The sequence below is a fragment of the Stenotrophomonas sp. YJH_SMC_16 genome (assembly GCF_059367875.1).
Window position 1 is genome coordinate 263,771 of record NZ_JCAFRH010000002.1, and the last position, 17,227, is coordinate 280,997.

The following is a 17,227-nucleotide window of genomic DNA, read 5'->3' on the forward strand; positions in this document are numbered from 1 at the left end:
GATGGAGGCACCTTCGGTAGCGGATCAGCACATGGATCGACGGCAGTTCCTGGCCACTTTGGCCGCCGCGGCAGCGTCCACCGCCCTGCCCTCCGGGTGGGCCCTGGCCAGCCACAGCGAAGATTGGACATGGTTGCAGGGCAACTGGCGGGTCCGGCACCAGCGCCTGAAGGAGCGCCTGGTGGGCGATACCCGCTGGGAGTCTTTCACCGGCTCCAGCGCGGTCTGGCTCACCCTGGGCGGGCTCGGCACCATTGATGACAACGTCATGGCGCTGCCTTCGGGCCCCTACAGGGGGCTGGGCGTGCGTGCATTTGATCCAGTGTCTTCCACGTGGTCGATCTGGTGGATCGATGGCCGCAATCCTGCCCATATCGAAGCCCCCGTGCGCGGGGGCTTCGAGGGCGATGCCGGCAGCTTCCGTGGCACCGACCGGATCGACGGGCGCCCCATCGATGTGTGGTTCCGCTGGCATGACATCCACGGCGAGGAGCCGTGGTGGGAACAGGCGTTCTCCGACGATGCCGGTGCGCACTGGGAAGTGAACTGGCGCAACTGGTTCCGCCGAACTGCTGCGGCCCCCTCTCCGCTTCCGAAGCTGCCGGATGCACCGGGCGACTTTGATTTCCTGGTGGGCCATTGGAACGTGCGCCATCGTCGCCTGCGTGCTCGGCTGGCAGGCAGCGATGCGTGGGACGCGTTCAACGGCACCCTGCACAACTGGCCGGTCCTGGGAGGATTCGGCAACGTGGGAGACAACCTGATGGACGTGCCTGGAGCACCGCTGCGCGGCATGGGCATCCGTGCCTGGAATGCGGCGGAGCGGCACTGGCTGAGCTGGTGGCTGGATGGCCGCGAGCCGACCCGGATCGGCGCGCCACTGCGTGGTGGTTTCCAGGCCGGTGTCGGCCGCTTCTTCGGCGAAGACCAGCACGACGGTCGATCAATCCAGACGCGGGTGATCTGGTCACGCATTACCCCGCGCTCGGCGCGCTGGGAACAGGCGGCCTCGGCCGATGGTGGGCGCAGCTGGGAAACAAACTGGGTCAGCGACTTCGAGCGACAGGCATGAAGGCGCTGCTGGCCGTGATGCTGCTGGTTGCTGCGTCGCCTCCCGCGTCTCCATCAAGGGTGCTGCGGATCGTCGGCCCCGCCGAGCGCTTTGCCCCGGGCGTTGCATCCACGCAATACGACGAGATTCGACTGACCTTGAGTCCGGACGGGAAAACCGCACTGTGGTTCAGCCGCAACCGGCCCGGCGGTCCGGGCGGGTATGACATCTGGGTCTCCCGCAACGATGGGCAGCGCTGGCGGCCGGCGACGCCGGTGCCGTTCAACACGCCGGGGCGCGACTTCGATCCCGCCTTTTCCGCCGATGGCCGCGTGGTGTATTTCTGTTCGGATCGCGCAGGCGGCCAGGGCGGCGACGATCTGTATCGGGTCAGCATGGGGAGCGACGGTCGATTCGGGGAGCCAGTCAATCTTGGCCCCGCAGTGAACAGCGCGGCCGATGAATTCGCGCCGATGTTCTCGCCGGACGGTCGTACGCTGTTGTTCTCCAGCGATCGTGCGGGCGGTGCCGGCGGCCATGACCTCTACAGCGCGGCGATGATCGGCGGCGTCGCGCGGCCGGCACGGCCGCTGCCGGAAGACCTCAATACCGCAGCGCAGGAGTTCGATGCCACCTTCCTGGGCGACGGCCGAACGGTGGTGTTTGCCCGCGCCCAGGACTTCGGCAGTGCACCGGTGCGCCAGTTCATTGCCTACGCGCGTGGAGGCCGTTATGACGCAGGCCATGCATTGCCCTCGCCCTTGAACGAGGCCTCCGGCGACAGCTACGGCGCGATGCTGGATGGCTCGCAACCCGGCACCTTGACCTATTCGGCGCGGCGCGCAGACGGTGCAGGGTTGGACCTGTACCGCATCCGCTACCAGATGTCGCGACCTTGAGGGCAGGTGGTGTCGATTTCCAGCGCGCTGGTTCGTCGAGAGGATGAATGCCCCAGGAGAAAATGCAGATGCCCTCCCATCAGTCGCTTGCATGCGCGTGCGGCCAGGTACGCCTGACCGCCACGGGCCAACCCATTGCCACCGTCGAATGCTGCTGCGACAGCTGCCGCAAGGCCGGCGCCATGCTGCAGTCGATGCCCCGAGCACCGGCCGTGCTGGGCCCGCACGGCCAGACGCTCTTTGTAATGCACCGCAAGGATCGCGTCAGCATCGATGCCGGGCATGCCATGCTGCGTGCCTTGCGATTGCCCAGCAGGGGCGGCAGCCGCCGCGTGCTGGCGGGCTGCTGCAATACGCCGCTCTTCCTGGAGTTCAGCGGCGGCCATCGGCTGAGCCTGTATGGCCTGTTGTGGCCGGCATCGACAAGACCTGCCGTGGAGATGCGGACCATGGTCAGTGATCTTCCTGATGCGTCTGTGCTTCCTGACGATGTGCCGAACCTGAAGACCCGGTCGCTGCGCTTCTATGCGCGGTTGATGAAGGCGTGGATCGCCATGGGCTTCCGCAGCCCACGCATCGAGGTCGCGGGAGATACCCATGCCTGAGCCCGGACGGATCGAGATCGAAAGCATCACCACGCCCGGGCACATCCAGCGCGTGGATCGCGCCAAGTACCTCGCCATGCGCCATGCCTTGCTGCGGGCGCTGCCCGCGCAACCGCCCGGCCTGACTGTCGCGCAGGCGAAACAGGCACTGCTGCCACACCTGCCCGCCGCGCTGTTCCCGGCAGGTGCCACCGCCGGCTGGTGGTTGAAGGCCGTGCAGCTGGACCTGGAAGCCAAGGGCGTGATCGAGCGCGTCGCGGGCAAACCGTTGCGCCTGTTCAAGCACCTGGCGGCCGGCTGATCAGCGCTGTGCAGGCAGTTCCAACCGGTGCTTGCGGCACAGGCGATACACCGTGACCCGCGATATCTGCATCTGCCGCGCGCATTCGGAGACGTTGTAGCCGGTCTGGCGCAGGGTCTGCAGTAGTACATCGCGCTCGGCCTGGCCGCGCGCGTCGTGCAGCACCGCCGCGGGCAGGACCGCTACCGATGCGCCCAGCTCCAGGTCACGCTCACTGATCAGCTCGCCCTCGGCCATGATCGCTGCACGCTGCACACGGTTCAGTAGTTCGCGTACGTTGCCGGGCCAGTCGAAGCGCCGCATCGCCTGCAGTGCGGCCGGTGCGAAGCCGCGTGCACGCACGCTGTGGCGCAACCGGAAGCAGCGCAGGAAGTGCTCGGCCAGCAGCTGCACGTCGGCACCGCGCTCGCGCAGCGGTGGCATCAGCAGGCGCAGCACGTTCAGGCGGTAGTAGAGATCGCTGCGGAACCGCCCCTGCGCCACCGCGTGTTCCAGTTCGACGTGGGTCGCGGCAAGTACCCGCACGTCCGCGCGCAGCGGCTGGCTGCTGCCCACGCGCTCGAAGGTCCCCTCCTGCAGCACGCGCAGCAGGCTGGTCTGCGCTTCTGCCGGCAGATCGCCTACCTCATCAAGAAACACCGTACCGCCATGGGCGGATTCGAACACGCCGATCTGCCGCTTGTCGGCCCCGGTGAACGAGCCACGTTCGTGGCCGAACAGCTCCGACTGCACCAGGTTGGCCGGAATCGCACCACAGTTCACCGCAATGAAAGGCCTGCCGGCGCGCCCCGACAGCGCATGCAGCGCATGTGCAGCCAGTTCCTTGCCTGTACCGGTTTCGCCGGTGACCAGCACCGGCAGTTCCACCGGCGCGAACTTGTGCAGCACCGTGCGCACCGCATGCAGCGCAGCGCTTTCGCCAATCAATGCGTGCGGTCCGTACCCACTGCAGGTTGCATCGACTGGCGGATCATCCGCATCGAACTGCTGGCGCATTGCGCAGACCAGGTCCTGCAGGCCGAACGGCAGCGTGAAGCGCGCACCGCATCGCTGCAGCAACGGCAGCCAGGCCGGCGATGTGGGTCCGGCGCCCGGTGGCAGTACCGCCAGCCAGGGCAGATGCTGGTGCTGCTCGATCCACGGTGCCAGCAGCTGCAGCGCCGCCGCATCGAGATGGCGCAGATCGAGTACGGCGAGCAATCGATCGCGCCCACGCAGGCCTATCGCCATGGCGGGATCAGGATGGATGCTGCGCACATACCAGCCCGCTGCCGCCAGCGCACTGCGCTCGTTCGCCAACGGCTCGCCAAACCAGAGCACGCAACGTGATGTAGAAGCCTCCGGGACCGCTGCCATGCTTCCCCCAGCATCCGGACACCGTCGGCGGACTGTCAGGCAATCGCCGGCGTGCCGCCCCCCGCCGGGACCTCTACGGCCACCGGGGCGGCCTTTGTTGGGCGGATCCTAGCGCTTCCCTAAACGGCAGCGCAATGAGCAATGCGTCAAGAAATTCGTGGCTGAACCGGCACCGTTGCAGACGGCGGCGCCACCTGTAACACCCATGCGACAGTTGCCCGCCGCCCTTGCCCTGCGGTGCCTGGGGCTTCGAAATCCCAACGATTCCGCGACGTGCCTGTAACACCGTGGCAGCAGCACGGTCAGGTGCTGCACGGTCCCGACATTGGCGGGTGGGCACTTCCAGGTTGGCACGGTTGATGCGTGGTTCCGCCGCACCCATCGCGGGAGATCGGCATGGACGGCACCACCCTGATTCGCTGCTTGGCCGCAGCACTGGCAATCGCCCTGCTGTTGGTTGGCGCGGGCGCATCCGCGTCCGGCGCCCGCCAGGGCGTGAAGGCACAGCCGGGCGAAATCGTCCTGTTGCGGGACGTATCCGCGCGGCCGGCCTATCGCATGGCACCACCGGGCATGGCGCTGATTGCCGACCCGAAGCCACAGCGCGAGATCGCCACCGCATTGGGCGCCGGTGGCACGAGGAACGGCATGGACGAGTTGAGCGATGAGGACTATGCCGGCATGGGTGCCGGCCAGGCAGCGTCCGTCGCGACACCGGGCGGCACTACCGTTGAACGGGTCACCCAGCAGGCCCTGGGCGGCACGCTTGGCCGCGGTGGTGATGGCATGGTCGGCAGCAACCTCGGGGGCGCCATGAGCGGTCCGCTCGGTGCGGTCGGCAGCAGCACCCGCGGTATCGCCGATACCGTGCGCGGCGCACTGGCCCAGTTCCCCCTGCAGGGCACGGCCCCGGCAGGTGGAAAATGAAGGCCCTGCACGGCTTGCTTCTGCTGCTCGCTGCCGCGCCCTGGGCGACCCGCGCCGATGACTACGGCGGCATGCTCGCCTATCTCGACGTGGCCCGCATCGACGGCCACGCACTGGCCGGGGCGACGGGTGCCATCGCCGTCAACCAGGCCGCCGGCGACCTCAACGTGCAGGCCAACCTGCGGGGTATCGCCGAGGGCGATCGCGCCGACGTGGCGATCAATGCCCGGCAACTGCAGCAGGGCAACCGCGTGCTGTCCGGGCCGCTGCAGGCCACCGCGATCATTGGCGGTGACGCACTGGCCGGTGCCAGTGGCATCGCATCCATCAACCAGGCCAGCGGCATCGCCAACACGACGCTCAACGTCGTCAGCGCGACGCTGGCCCGACAGGGCATACGCGAAACCGACGATACGGCCTTGGCCGCCGAGGGTTCCGCGTTGGCAGGGGGGCGGGACGACACCGGTCGCGGCGTCGCGACGGGCACCCGCAGCGCCGGTGTAGCCAGCACCGCACTGCGGGGATTCGACGGGGTCCTGCAACTCAATCAGATCGCGGGCAACGGCAACGACACGGCCAACGTACTGGGCCTGGTCGTGCAGGACCGCCCGTGACAACCACCCAACCGATGCACCACCTGATGAGAGAGAGGGCACCATGAAAGCGACCGTCAAACAGACCATGCTCGCCATGGCGATTGCCACTGCCTCGACCGCCGCTGCGGCCAATGGCTGGGACAACCAGAACGCCAACGCGAACATCAACCACAACCACACCGTCAGCGAGACCCGCAACGACACGCACAACCATACCGACAACGACGTGCGCAACCGCACCGTCAACGTCAATGTGCAGAAGCACAGCAACATCCAGGCCGACGAACGCAAGGAAAAGAACAACCACGGCGTCGACGTGAACCTGGAGAAGGACCTGCGCCTGAGCACCGACATCAATTTCTCCGGCGACCCGAACATCACCGGCGACATCGACCTCGACTCGGCGGCCATTGCCGTGATCGACAACCGCCAGTCGATCAGCAACAACGCCACCAGCAACAGCCTGGTCACCAACAGTGCGTCCATCGGTGACAGCGTGGGTGCCGGCGCATCGGGCAATCTCGGCTTCAACGTGGTATCCGGCGACAACAACGCCCAGGACAATGCCGCGTCGCTGTCCGCGGCCGATGCGTCCTTCAGCTTCGGCATGGCCGACGCCGAGGTGTTCGTCAACCAGGCCGGCTTCGGCAATGCCACCATGAACTCCGGCGTCACCAACGCCGCAGGCCTGGGCGGCAATGCCTTCGGCGGCGCGTCCGGCAACATCGGCGTGAACATCGCCTCTGGCAACAACAACGAGCAGAAGAACGCGCTCGCGGCCTCGGTAGCGACCACGGCGGTGGCGCAGTCGAGCATCAGCTCCAACCAGGTCTCCACCGGCAACACGGTCAGCAACGCCGGCTTCGTGCAGTCCTACACCGATACCGTGCAGGTCGGCATGCGTGGCGGCGTCAGCGGCCTGACCCTGGCCTATGGCGCGGGCACCTACCGCGGCACCGGCAATGCCTATCAGATGGCCAACTACTACCTGGATACGTGGAACGGCGAGCTGCCGCATCCGGGTGGCAACAGCACCGGCCACATCGACCTGGACAACCAGATCCAGAACGCAACGATGAACCCCAACCGGCCGGGGGTGGGCGGCCTGGGCTTCGATACACGTGAGAGTGGCACCAGCCAGTTCGTCGAACTGGGTGTGGCCGACCTGTATGCCAGCCTCAGCGGCACGGTCAGCACCACGCGCTGGGTGAACGTCAACGCGACCAACACCTCGGCCTTGTCCGGCAGTGCCTTCTCGGGCGCCTCCGGCAACATCGGCGTGAACGTTGCTGCGGGCACCGGCAACCTGCAGGCCAACAGCCTGGCCCTGGCAGTCGCCCAGCCCAGCACCGGCGGCGGTGGCGGCAGCGGCGAGTAAGCGCAACACCCCGGCCGTCCGCCAATGGCCGGGTTCCCGGGAGCCCCTGTTCCTCCTCCCCCTTGGGACAGGGGCTCCCCCCTGCTGCTGGAGAACGTAGATGATCCGTTGCCCGCCTTCGACGCGCCTGCTGGCCTTCCTGTTGCTGATGGGCACCGCATCGGCATGGGCGGGCGAGGTCCACTTCGCCGGCGTGCTGCCCAATGGCGCGCTGCTGCAGCAGAAGGTGGAGAGCATGCAGGAGCGGCGCTACCGCAACGTGGTGCGCCAGCACACCGATTACAGCTGCGGGGCAGCTGCGTTGGCGACCATCCTGCGCCATGCCTATCACCTGCAGACCGACGAAGCGACGGTGATCCAAGGAATGATGGGGGTTTCCGATCCAGCGCTGGTGGCCGAGCGCGGCTTCTCCCTGCTCGACATCAAGCGCTACGTGGAATCGCTGGGCATGCGTGGCCGGGGCTACCGCATCGATGAAACACGACTGCGCACCCTCCGCGTGCCAGGGCTGGTGCTGATGGATGTGCGCGGCTTCCGCCATTTCGTGGTGCTCAAGCAGGTCCGCAACGGCATCGTGGAAGTGGCTGACCCGATCCTCGGCAACCGCAGCCTGGCGCTGCCGGAGTTCCTGGCTGCCTGGCCATCGCGCGCGGTCTTCGTGGTGATCGGCAGCGACTTCGATCGCAATACCGTTCTTCTGCAACCCAGCGAACGGCCAAGTGCCCGCGCGCTCTACGCGCGGCAAGGGCCGATCACCGATGCCGAACTGGTCGACTTCGGCTTCAGCCATGCCGACCTGTTCTGAGGAGGTACGACCATGTTCCGTCAACACGTATGGATGGCGCTGCTGCTGATGGCCCCTGCCTTGCCCCTGCTGGCCGCCGACGGCAGGACCGGGCGTGGCCTCACGGAAATCCCCGACCCGGAGCTGAGCCTGATGCGGGGGCGCTACACCGTGGGCGGCAACAACGTTGCCTGGTTCGGGGTCACCATGGTGTCGCAGTGGCAGGCCAGCAACGGCACGACCCTGCAGGGCAGCCTCACTCTGGGCATGGACTTCCGTGGTGGTGGCGCGCCGAAGCTCAGCTTCCAGCCCAGCGTGCATGTCACGGCAGCCGATGCGCCGCTGCCCGATACCCGCGGACGCAGCATCGACAGCAGCGGCCTGGCCAACGCCAGCGGCCTGGTGCAGAGCGTGCAGGTGGCCGGCGATGGCAATGTCGCGCGCAACGTCACCACGCTGACCGTCCGCGAGGGTGGCGTGCCGGCTGTTCTCTCTGATGGCGCAAGCAACGTCACCGCGCAGCAGGCCGGCACCAGCGCGACGGCCGTGCTGGAAGGCAACCAGGCACGCCTGCTGCTGCAGGTGGATGGCCAGGGGCTGGTGCAGCAGTGGATCCGCAATGGCAGCGTCGGCCAGGGCATCGCCCTTACCGGTGACGGCCAGATCGCCAGCAACCAACTGCGGCTGGAGCTGGTGCGCAACGCCGTGGGCGGCAACCTGCCGTTGAGCCAGAACGTGGCCCAGGCGATTGCGTTGAACCGCGGCATGGGGCCGGGCCAGTAGCAGGGCCTGGCATTGGGGGAAACGCTCCACAACGCAGGACACGAACATGCACACCCTGATGAGGATCACCCCGTTGGCGCTGGCGGCGCTGGCGGGCACCGCCCTTGCCGTGCCGCCGACGCCTGACGATGGCGCAGACGTGCAGGCCCTGGCCAACCAGCTGGAACAGCTGAAAGCCAACTACGCACAGGAAGTGCGGCGGCTGCGCGAACTGGACATGCAGGTGCAGGCCATGCAGGCACGCTTGGGCGGGCGGGTTGGCCCAGCCTCGACCCCACCGGCCGCACCATTGGCGCAGGCAGCGGCCGCCGCGGTTCCACCGAGCAGCGAGGGCTACGCCAGTACCGCTGCCGAGGCCCAACAGGCCAAGCAGGAGTCGCGGCGCAGCGTGGACGACGTGAAGCAGCAGCAATCGGCCCTGTTCTCCCGTCGCTTCACCATCGAGAACAGCCTCACCTACGCCCGCTATGACCGCAAGCAGCTCACCCTCAACGGCTTCCTCGCGTTGGACGCCATCTTCCTCGGCAATATCGCCATCGAGAACGTGGAGTCCGACTCGCTGACCTATAACGTGGCGGCCCGCTGGGGCGTCAGCCCGAACCTGACCCTCAACCTGGATGTGCCCTACCTGGCGCGGCGCACCGTATACCAGAAAGGCGGCGCCGGCGGTGCAGCGGCCGCCATCGCGCAGGAGCAGACCAACGGCAACGGCCTGGGCGACATTGCACTGAGCGCGAACTACCGGCTGTTCGGCGAACGCGGCTGGCGCCCGGAGACCGTGCTCACGGCCGGTGTCACCGCCCCCACCGGGCGCGCGCCCTACGGCCTGGACTGGAAGGTGATCGAGCGCGATGACGACGACTACATCCGCTTCGCCGTGCCGCGCGAGCAGCCCACTGGCAACGGCGTATGGCAGGCCAACCTCGGCCTGTCGATGGTGAAGACCGCTGACCCGGCCATCCTGTTCGCCAACATCGGGTACGTGCACTCCATCCCTCGCGGCTTCAGCGACATCGACAGCAATCCGGATACGGTCAACCCAGGCGACGTGAAGCTGGGCGGCTCGGTGTACTTCGGTGCAGGTGTTGCCTTCGCATTCAACGAGCGGACCAGCCTGAGCCTGTCCTTCAGCGACCGCATCAGCGCCCGCGCCTCCACCCGCTTCCAGGGCGGCAAGTGGATGAAGGTGATCGGCAGTGACGCCAATGCGGCATCACTGAACCTGGGCGTGACCTATGCGTTGAACCAGCACACCACGCTGGTGACACTGCTGGGCATCGGACTGACCCCGGACGCACCGGACTTCACGTTGGCGTTCAAGATTCCGTACATGCTCTAGCGGCCACTGCCCATGGCATGATGGGCGCTGTGCGGCCAGCGGACGTCCATCATGCGCATCGGATTCCTGGGACTTGGAGTGATGGGAACGCCCATGGCGGCCCATCTGGCTCGCGCAGGTTACGAGGTATGCGGCTGGTCGCGCTCCGACCGCAACCATGCGGCCGCGCGCACCGCCGGCATCAACGTCTGCGAGGCGGTGGACGAGGTATTCGCGGCCTGCGACACGCTCATCCTGATGCTGGCCAATGACGATGCCATCGACAGCGTGCTCGATCGGCATGGCGCGGCGTTTGGCGAGCGGGTCGAGGGCCGCCTGCTGATCAACATGGGTACCAGCTCGGCAGCGTACTCACAGGCGCTGGCCGAACAGATCCGTGCCGCGGGCGGCCGCTACGTGGAAGCGCCGGTGTCTGGTTCACGCGTGCAGGCCGAAGCGGCGCAGCTGGTGATCCTGCTGGCCGGTGCCGATGTCGACCTCGCGGCAGCCGCACCACTGGTTGCACCGATGGGCAGGCAAACGGTGTGCTGTGGTGCAGTGCCGTCCGCACTGCGCATGAAACTGGCGGTGAACCTGTACCTGATCACCTTGGTCACCGGCTTGGCCGAAGCGGTGTACTTCGCCGAAGCACACGGCATCGAGCTTGACCGCTTCGCGCAGGTGCTCAACGCAGGGCCGATGGCCAGCGAAGTATCGCGAATCAAGCTGGACAAAATGATCCGTGGTGACTTCAGCGTGCAGGCGTCGATCACCGACGTGCGCAAGAACAGTGGGCTGGTAGCCGCTGCCGCCCATGAGGTGGGCATGCATGCGCCCTTGATCGACGCCAGCGACGCGCTGTTCGCACAGGCACTGGCGTCCGGATCGGGGGCGCTGGACATGGCGGCCGTGCTGCAGGCGGTACGGGCCGGGCCAACCGGCACTGGCCGGCGCTGATCCGGATTCATGTTCCGGCACTACTGCCGTCCTCCACCGCTGCTATATTCAGTCCAGCTCGGCAGGCATGGTGCCTGCCTTCGAATCACAGGGAGTTGGTCATGGGTCTGGTACAGGCGGTGAAGGGTGCGGTTGGCGGTGTGCTGGCCGACCAGTGGAAGGACTTCTACACCGTGCCGGCGGGCCTGCCGTCCACGGCCGCCCTGTTCGCGGCGGTGCCGCAGGGCACCAATGCCGGCCGCGGCTCCAACACCAGCGGCTCGTCCAACATCATCAGCAACGGCTCGAAGATCATCGTGCCGGAGGGCTACGGCCTGCTGCTGTTCCAGGACGGCGCGATCACCGCGTTCGTCGCCGAACCGGGTGGCTACGAGTGGCGCTCGGACGATCTGAACTCGCAGTCGATCTTCGCCGGCGACGGCCTGGTCAGCACCTTCATCAAGCAGAGCTGGGAACGCTTCAAGTTCGGCGGCCAGCCGGGTTCGCAGCAGGCGGCCTATTTCGTCTCGCTGAAGGAACTGCCGGACAACCGCTTCGGCACCCAGTCGGAAATCTACTGGGACGACGGTTTCCTCAACACCCAGGTAGGCGCGGTCACTCGTGGCTCGTACACGCTGAAGATCGTCGACCCGATCCTGTTTGTGAAGAACTTCGTGCCGGCCAGCTACCTGCAGCCGGGCCAGGTGTTCGACTTCACCGATCTGGACAACGCCGCCGCCAGCCAGCTGTTCAATGAAGTGGTCGGTTCGCTGGCGCCGGCCTTCAGCCTGTATACCAACGATCCGGGCAAGGGCAACCGCATCACCAAGCTGCAGCAGGACTCGCTGGGCTTCGCGCAGAGCCTGTCGGCCGCCGTCGAACAGGGTTACCAGTGGAAGTCCGACCGCGGCCTGGCCATCGTCAAGACCGCCATCGTCTCGATCGAGTACGACGCCAACACCCGCGAGCTGCTGAAGACCGTGCAGCGCGCCGATGCGCTGTCCGGTTCGCGCGGCAATTCCAACCTGCAGGCCAGCGTCGCCCAGGGCATCCAGTCGGCCGGCGAAAACGGCGGCGCGGCAGGTCTGGTCGGTGTCGGCATGGCGTCTGGCATGTTCGGTGTCGGCGGCATGCAGCAGCCGGCCACCCCGGCGGCCGACGATCCGGTCGCCAAGCTGAAGAAGGCCAAGGAAATGCTCGATCTGGGCTTGATCACCCAGAGCGATTACGACGCGCTCAAGGCCAAGGCACTGGGCCTGTAACGGCAGGACGTACACCCAACATGTCCGATCCCCGAAACGGCCCACCGCCGCTGCCCGGATCCGCGCCCACGACGCCGCCACCCTTGCCGGCGGCGTCGTTGGATGGGCCCGGTTCGCCGCAGGACGTCCCTCCCCTGCCCGGCAGCTTCCCGCTGGACACCTCCAAACTGCCGCAGGCCATCCGCGATGAAGTGGAAGCGCCCGATCCTGTGGCCATCGATACCTCGGCCAGCGAGCTGAAGGACGGTCTCAACCGCTGCCCGAAGTGCGGCGCCACCGACATCCGGCCCAAAGCCGGGACCGATATCCTGGTCTGCCTGTACTGCCGTCACGAATGGCATGGCGCGCGGGTCGAGGAAGAATTCGGCCTTGGCGAAGCCATCGACCAGCTGCGCGGTACGGTCATCGCCTCCGGTGCGCGTGACATCGATGCCGACACCTCGGCACTGATGACGTTCAAATGCACCGGTTGCGGCGCCGAAGTCACGGTCAATACCGAGAGTACGATGACGGCGCGTTGCCACTGGTGCCGCCACGTCTTCGGCGTCAACGAGCAGATCGCCAACGGCGCGGTGCCCGACGCGGTGCTGCCCTTCCATATCAAGAAGGACGATGCGGTCGCGCGCATCCGCCAGTTCGTCGACAAGCGCCGCATGTTCGCGCTGAAGGCATTCAAGGACCAGTTCACCCCCGAGAACGTGGTGGGCGTGTTCCTGCCCTACATGATCGTCGACAGCAATGTCAGCGCGGCCGTGGCCGGCAAGGGCGAGATCCAGACCCGGCAGTACACCGTAGGCAGCGAGAAAAACAAGCGCACCCTGTATGACGCCGACGTCTACCAGGTCGAACGCCAGGTCGATTTCACCGTGGATGACCTTCCGCTGGAATCCTCGGCCGAGCGCGGCAATCTGGATACCCGCGCCAACACCAACAACATCATCAACACCATCCTGCCGTTCGATACCAAGAACGCGGTGAAATGGAACGCTTCGTACCTGGCCGGCTTCACCTCTGAAAAGCGCAACCTCGACGTGGAGAAGCTGCGGCCGCGGCTGGAAGACCAGCTGCTGTCAATTGCCCGCGCACAGGTGGAAGGTTCGGTGAAGCGCTACAACCGTGGCGTGCGCTGGGAGCAGGAACAACTGGAGGTGCATGGCACCCGCTGGGTGTCGATGTACCTGCCGGTGTGGTTGTATTCGTACCACCAGCCCGGCAAGAACGGCGGCATGCTGCACTACATCGCAGTGAACGGCCGTACCGGCGAAACCATGGGCAGCGTGCCCGTGCAGCAATGGAAGATGCTGCTGGCGGCCTTGGCCACCGGCACCGTCATTGAAGCCCTCGCAATTGCCTTCCTGGTGGCATCGACATGAGCGACGACAGTGGCCTCTGGCTGTTGGCGGCAGGTCCGGCCGGCGCAACCGCGCTGTACTGGGCGTTGTACCGCTATTACCGCAACACCGACAAATCGCACTCCTTCGAGCACGAGACCGAGATCGAGGCCAAGCCAGTCACTGGTTCGGACCAGCAAGTCGGCCGGGTCACCGGCACCGAGGAGAAGCGCATCCGCGGTGACAACGTGTACGAGTACCGGAAACGGGTAGTAAGGGTGAAGCCCGAACGGTAGCGCCAGGCCATGCCTGGCGGCGGGGAGTGCCGGCCGAGGGCCGGCATCCCTTCGGTCTCTGGACGTCAAAGGGGAGCCGGCCAGCGGCCGGCACTACCTGTCAGCCGGCCTGCCCCAGCCGCGCCTTCAACTGCTGGATCTCCTGCTCGCTGACCCCGATCGCCTTCAGGTAGCCCTCCGCTCCACCGTACTGGCTGTGCAGCGCCGCCAGAAACTGCTCCATGTTGTCCGGCGCAGTACCGGCCATGCCCGCCATCTTGCGACCGATCTCCGGGTTCCGCTTGACCAGCGCCATGATCTGCGCGTTCATCGCGCTGTCCTTCGGCTGCCCTTCAAGGTAATGCGCGGAGATCGCGTAGTTGTGCACGATCTCGGCCTTCGACACGCCGGCCAGGTCCAGCAACAGGCCGGCGATGATGCCGGTGCGGTCCTTGCCGGCCGTGCAATGGAACAGCACCGCACCATCCTGCTGCGCGGCGATGCGCCGGAACACCTGCTTGAACTGCGGCTGGCTGTGGTCCAGCCACTGCACATAGGCTTCGCCCAACGAATCCGGGAAGCTGGCCATCATCTTCTGCAGGTCCATCTTCTCGGTGCCCATCAGCGAGATGCGCTGATAATCGAAACGATCATCGCCGGCCAGCAGGTCCGGCGACTGTGCTTCCTCATCGGCGGTGCGCAGGTCGATGTCCAGCTTCACGCCCGCGGCGACCAGGGCATCACGGTCGGCATCGGTGAGGCGGCCGAGGTCGGCGGTACGCACGAACGCATTGGCTGGAATCGGGCCGTGGCGACCCTGCAGGCCGGCGAACGTACGTACGTTCCAGGCGCCCTGCAGCGGAATCACCCGCTGTGTGTCGGCGGCGACAGGCTTCACATTGGCGGCGGTCGTCGCCTTCGTGGAAGCCGCCTGCGATGCGTCGGCGGCAACCGCGGTTGCGGCCATCGGCAGGCTCAGCATCAGGGCCAGGGCGAGTTCGGTATGGCGGATCTTCATGGGGCTCTCCGTTCGAATCAGAAATTGACGGCCATTTCCAGGCCGAAAGTACGCGGGTCGTTGAAGATGCCGCTCTGGCCCAGCGCCGCGCTGTTGATCTTGTAGAACAGGTGCTGCTCATCGAGCAGGTTGCGTGCCCACAACGAGAACGACATCGTGGTGCCGGTGCTGTTGACCGGAACATCCACCAGTGCCACCCGTGCATTCACCACGAAGGAGCTGTCGGTGAGCATCTGGTCGTACTCGCTGGAGTAGTAGCCATCGGACCAGTTGCCATCCACATGGAACTTCAGTGCCGAGAAGTTGGCGAACGGCACCAGGTAGTCCACCGACAGGCTTCCTGCATTTTTCGGGGCCAGCAGCGGCTGCACGGTCACCTGCACGCCGGCGCCGAACGGGTCCGTTGCGGTCTGCGCATCGATCTTCGTGTAGGCGTAGTTGAGGCCGAGCGTGAGGTTGTCCATCGGCATCACGTTGAACTCCAGCTCCGCACCCCGGGACTTGCCATCGCTCAGCGCATTGGTGGTGACCATGGTGGTGCGGGTTTCACCGCTGTTCGGGTCGAACGGCAGCGAGAAGTCCATCTGCTTGTGCGCGATGGTCGAATCGAACACCGCCAGGTTCAGGCGCGCACGGTTGTCCCAGAACTGAGACTTGAAGCCCAGCTCATAGGCCGTCACTTCCTCTGGACCGAAAGCGGTGTAATTGGTCGAGCGCGAGTTGGCACCGCCGGCCTTGAAGCCGGTGCTGTACTTGGCATAGACCATTGCGTGCTCGCCAAGGTCGTAGGCGATGTTCACCATCGGGTCGAAGCGGCTCCAGCGGTCCTTGAACGCAAGGTTCGTTGCCGCGCCATTGACGATGTACAGGCTGCCCTTCTTGTCGTCACGGGTGTAGCGACCGCCGGCAGTCAGGTGCAGTCGCTGCAGCGCTTCGGGCGTCCACGTGGCCTGGCCGAACACGCCCAGGCTGTCGGTCCACGCCTTGCTGGCGCGGTCGATCCGTACACGGGAAAGATCCAGCGGGCTGGTCGCCGGGTTCACCGTATAGCTGTTGCCGCCCGGCCCCCACACCAGCATGTTCGGCGTCTGCGCGTTGTCGCCTGCGGTTTCGTGGTAGTAGAACGCGCCGCCGAGGAACTGCACCTGCGAGGTGTTGCCGATCAGCTGGAGCTCCTGGCTGTACTGGTGCTGGTAGACCTGCGCCAGGCTGTAACGGCCGAAGGGCGTGCCGGCGCCGCCGTAGGCCGAAATCGCATCGACCAGGCCCATGTCGAACTGGCCCTGGGTCAGTTCGCGGTAGGAACTGATCGATTTCAGCTCAAGGTTGTCATTCAATACCCACGACAGGTTCAACAGATGGCCACTGGTGCGGCCGATGTTGTCTTCCTGCGGTCCACCCAGGATGGCGCTGCCGCGACGGTCCTGGCTGGCACCGGCCTTCTGCAGCGGGCTGAGGTAGGCGCCCGATGCCAGCACCTGGGTGTGGTACGGCGTGGTGGCATCGTAGGAGCGGTCGAAGGCGTACAGCAGCGAGAAGTCATCGCTTGGCTGCCACAGCGCGCTCAGGCGGGCGCCGCGCTTGTCATAGCTGTTGAAGTCACGCTCGCCGCGCATCGGGTTGTCGGTGGTGCCGCCGCGCTTGGCCTGCACGGCGTCGATCTTGAAGCTGACATCGCCCACCTTGGGCAGGTCCAGGTGCAGCGCGCTGTTGTAGCCGCTGAAGTTGGACACCCCCGCGCTGACGCTGCCGCCAAACTCGCCGGTCGGCGCCTTGGTCACGATGCTCACCGCACCGCCTTCGGTATTTCGGCCGAACAGCGTGCCCTGCGGGCCCTTCAGCACTTCGATGCGCTCCACGTCGTAGAGCATGCTGCCCAGGCCCTGCGCACGGCCCATGAACACACCGTCGACGTAGATGCCGACGCCGGCATCGCGTGCGGGTTGGTTGGCGTCGCCGGAGGCGCCGATGCCACGGATGCCGATGTTCAGTGCAGAACTGCGGGTGGCGAACGGTGTGACCCGCAGCGACGGGATGGAACCATCAGACAGGCTGCCGAGTGAGATCGCGCTGCGATCCTTCAGCGCTTCGGCATCGACCACCGACACCGAGATCGGCGTCTCCTGCAGGTTGGTAGCGCGCTTCTGCGCGGTCACCATCACCTGGTCGAGGGCGACCACGGTGCGCGCTGCATCAGCGGATGCGCTGGCATCCGCAGTTGGACTTTCTTCGGCATGGGCCAGCGCCGGCAGAGCGGCAGCGATGGCGAGGGTGAGCAACGGGCGGTGCAACGTGGCGTGGCGCATCGGACTCATTCGCGGAAGGAGAAGGCCGGCGCAGTCTGGGAGGCGGGAATTACAAATGAATGACCGTTCATTCACATCTTTTGTGACGTACTATCCCGCCT

The 17,227-nt window shown here is 66.2% G+C and carries 17 protein-coding genes; 14 read left to right on the forward strand and 3 right to left on the reverse strand.

The annotated features are described in order from the left end of the window. Positions 1-31 precede the first annotated feature (31 nt). From AC5P6E_RS05940 to AC5P6E_RS05955, 4 genes are all read left to right on the forward strand, one after another. Positions 32-1,072: a hypothetical protein gene (locus AC5P6E_RS05940; protein ID WP_019337407.1), complete on the forward strand. Its 1,041-nt coding sequence runs from the start codon at positions 32-34 to the stop codon at positions 1,070-1,072. Then, positions 1,069-1,950: a TolB-like translocation protein gene (locus tag AC5P6E_RS05945; RefSeq protein WP_019337408.1), complete on the forward strand. Its 882-nt coding sequence runs from the start codon at positions 1,069-1,071 to the stop codon at positions 1,948-1,950. Before AC5P6E_RS05940 ends, AC5P6E_RS05945 begins: the two co-directional genes overlap by 4 nt. 62 nt (positions 1,951-2,012) lie before the next feature. Further along, positions 2,013-2,555 (forward strand): GFA family protein, encoded by a 543-nt coding sequence (locus tag AC5P6E_RS05950; RefSeq protein ID WP_019337409.1) that lies wholly within the window; start codon positions 2,013-2,015, stop codon positions 2,553-2,555. Beyond that, a complete protein-coding gene (locus AC5P6E_RS05955) occupies positions 2,548-2,856 on the forward strand; it encodes a DUF6958 family protein (protein WP_019337410.1) in 309 nt (102 codons plus the stop codon). The genes AC5P6E_RS05950 and AC5P6E_RS05955 overlap by 8 nt, the downstream gene beginning before the upstream one ends. On the opposite strand, the gene AC5P6E_RS05960 is transcribed toward AC5P6E_RS05955, so the two are convergent. Then, on the reverse strand, positions 2,857-4,212 hold the full coding sequence (locus AC5P6E_RS05960) for a sigma-54 interaction domain-containing protein (protein WP_312717611.1): 1,356 nt from the start codon (positions 4,210-4,212) through the stop codon (positions 2,857-2,859). Between the two features lie 396 nt (positions 4,213-4,608). Between AC5P6E_RS05960 and AC5P6E_RS05965 the strand changes: the two genes are divergently transcribed. From AC5P6E_RS05965 to AC5P6E_RS06010, 10 genes are all read left to right on the forward strand, one after another. Next, on the forward strand, positions 4,609-5,139 hold the full coding sequence (locus AC5P6E_RS05965) for a FapA family amyloid fibril periplasmic chaperone (RefSeq protein WP_235650535.1): 531 nt from the start codon (positions 4,609-4,611) through the stop codon (positions 5,137-5,139). Next, a complete protein-coding gene (locus tag AC5P6E_RS05970; RefSeq protein WP_235650536.1) occupies positions 5,136-5,753 on the forward strand; it encodes a FapB/FapC family functional amyloid domain-containing protein in 618 nt (205 codons plus the stop codon). The genes AC5P6E_RS05965 and AC5P6E_RS05970 overlap by 4 nt, the downstream gene beginning before the upstream one ends. A 43-nt stretch (positions 5,754-5,796) precedes the next feature. Beyond that, the gene (locus AC5P6E_RS05975) at positions 5,797-7,113 is read left to right on the forward strand and encodes a FapB/FapC family functional amyloid domain-containing protein (protein ID WP_125426229.1); all 1,317 of its coding nucleotides are present in this window, start codon (positions 5,797-5,799) and stop codon (positions 7,111-7,113) included. Between the two features lie 100 nt (positions 7,114-7,213). Then, positions 7,214-7,918, forward strand: a complete 705-nt coding sequence (locus AC5P6E_RS05980) for a C39 family peptidase (protein ID WP_312717615.1) — start codon at positions 7,214-7,216, stop codon at positions 7,916-7,918. 12 nt (positions 7,919-7,930) lie between these two features. Beyond that, positions 7,931-8,680, forward strand: a complete 750-nt coding sequence (locus AC5P6E_RS05985) for a hypothetical protein (protein ID WP_312717617.1) — start codon at positions 7,931-7,933, stop codon at positions 8,678-8,680. Positions 8,681-8,726: 46 nt separating this feature from the next. Further along, positions 8,727-10,019 (forward strand): transporter, encoded by a 1,293-nt coding sequence (locus AC5P6E_RS05990; RefSeq protein ID WP_049409609.1) that lies wholly within the window; start codon positions 8,727-8,729, stop codon positions 10,017-10,019. A gap of 27 nt (positions 10,020-10,046) precedes the next feature. Then, positions 10,047-10,955, forward strand: a complete 909-nt coding sequence (locus tag AC5P6E_RS05995; RefSeq protein WP_277883831.1) for an NAD(P)-dependent oxidoreductase — start codon at positions 10,047-10,049, stop codon at positions 10,953-10,955. A gap of 101 nt (positions 10,956-11,056) precedes the next feature. Continuing rightward, positions 11,057-12,196, forward strand: coding sequence for an SPFH domain-containing protein (locus AC5P6E_RS06000; protein ID WP_049455166.1), 1,140 nt, complete (start codon positions 11,057-11,059; stop codon positions 12,194-12,196). Positions 12,197-12,216: 20 nt separating this feature from the next. After that, complete coding sequence (locus AC5P6E_RS06005; protein WP_197597250.1) at positions 12,217-13,569, forward strand: TFIIB-type zinc ribbon-containing protein; 1,353 nt, start codon at positions 12,217-12,219, stop codon at positions 13,567-13,569. Next, positions 13,566-13,823, forward strand: a complete 258-nt coding sequence (locus AC5P6E_RS06010; protein WP_248853529.1) for a hypothetical protein — start codon at positions 13,566-13,568, stop codon at positions 13,821-13,823. The genes AC5P6E_RS06005 and AC5P6E_RS06010 overlap by 4 nt, the downstream gene beginning before the upstream one ends. A 100-nt stretch (positions 13,824-13,923) precedes the next feature. Here the strand turns inward: AC5P6E_RS06010 and AC5P6E_RS06015 are convergent, their stop codons facing one another. Next, a complete protein-coding gene (locus AC5P6E_RS06015) occupies positions 13,924-14,820 on the reverse strand; it encodes a tyrosine-protein phosphatase (protein ID WP_329834675.1) in 897 nt (298 codons plus the stop codon). A 17-nt stretch (positions 14,821-14,837) separates the two neighbouring features. Further along, positions 14,838-17,126: a TonB-dependent receptor gene (locus AC5P6E_RS06020; RefSeq protein WP_478416100.1), complete on the reverse strand. Its 2,289-nt coding sequence runs from the start codon at positions 17,124-17,126 to the stop codon at positions 14,838-14,840. Positions 17,127-17,227 lie beyond the last annotated feature (101 nt).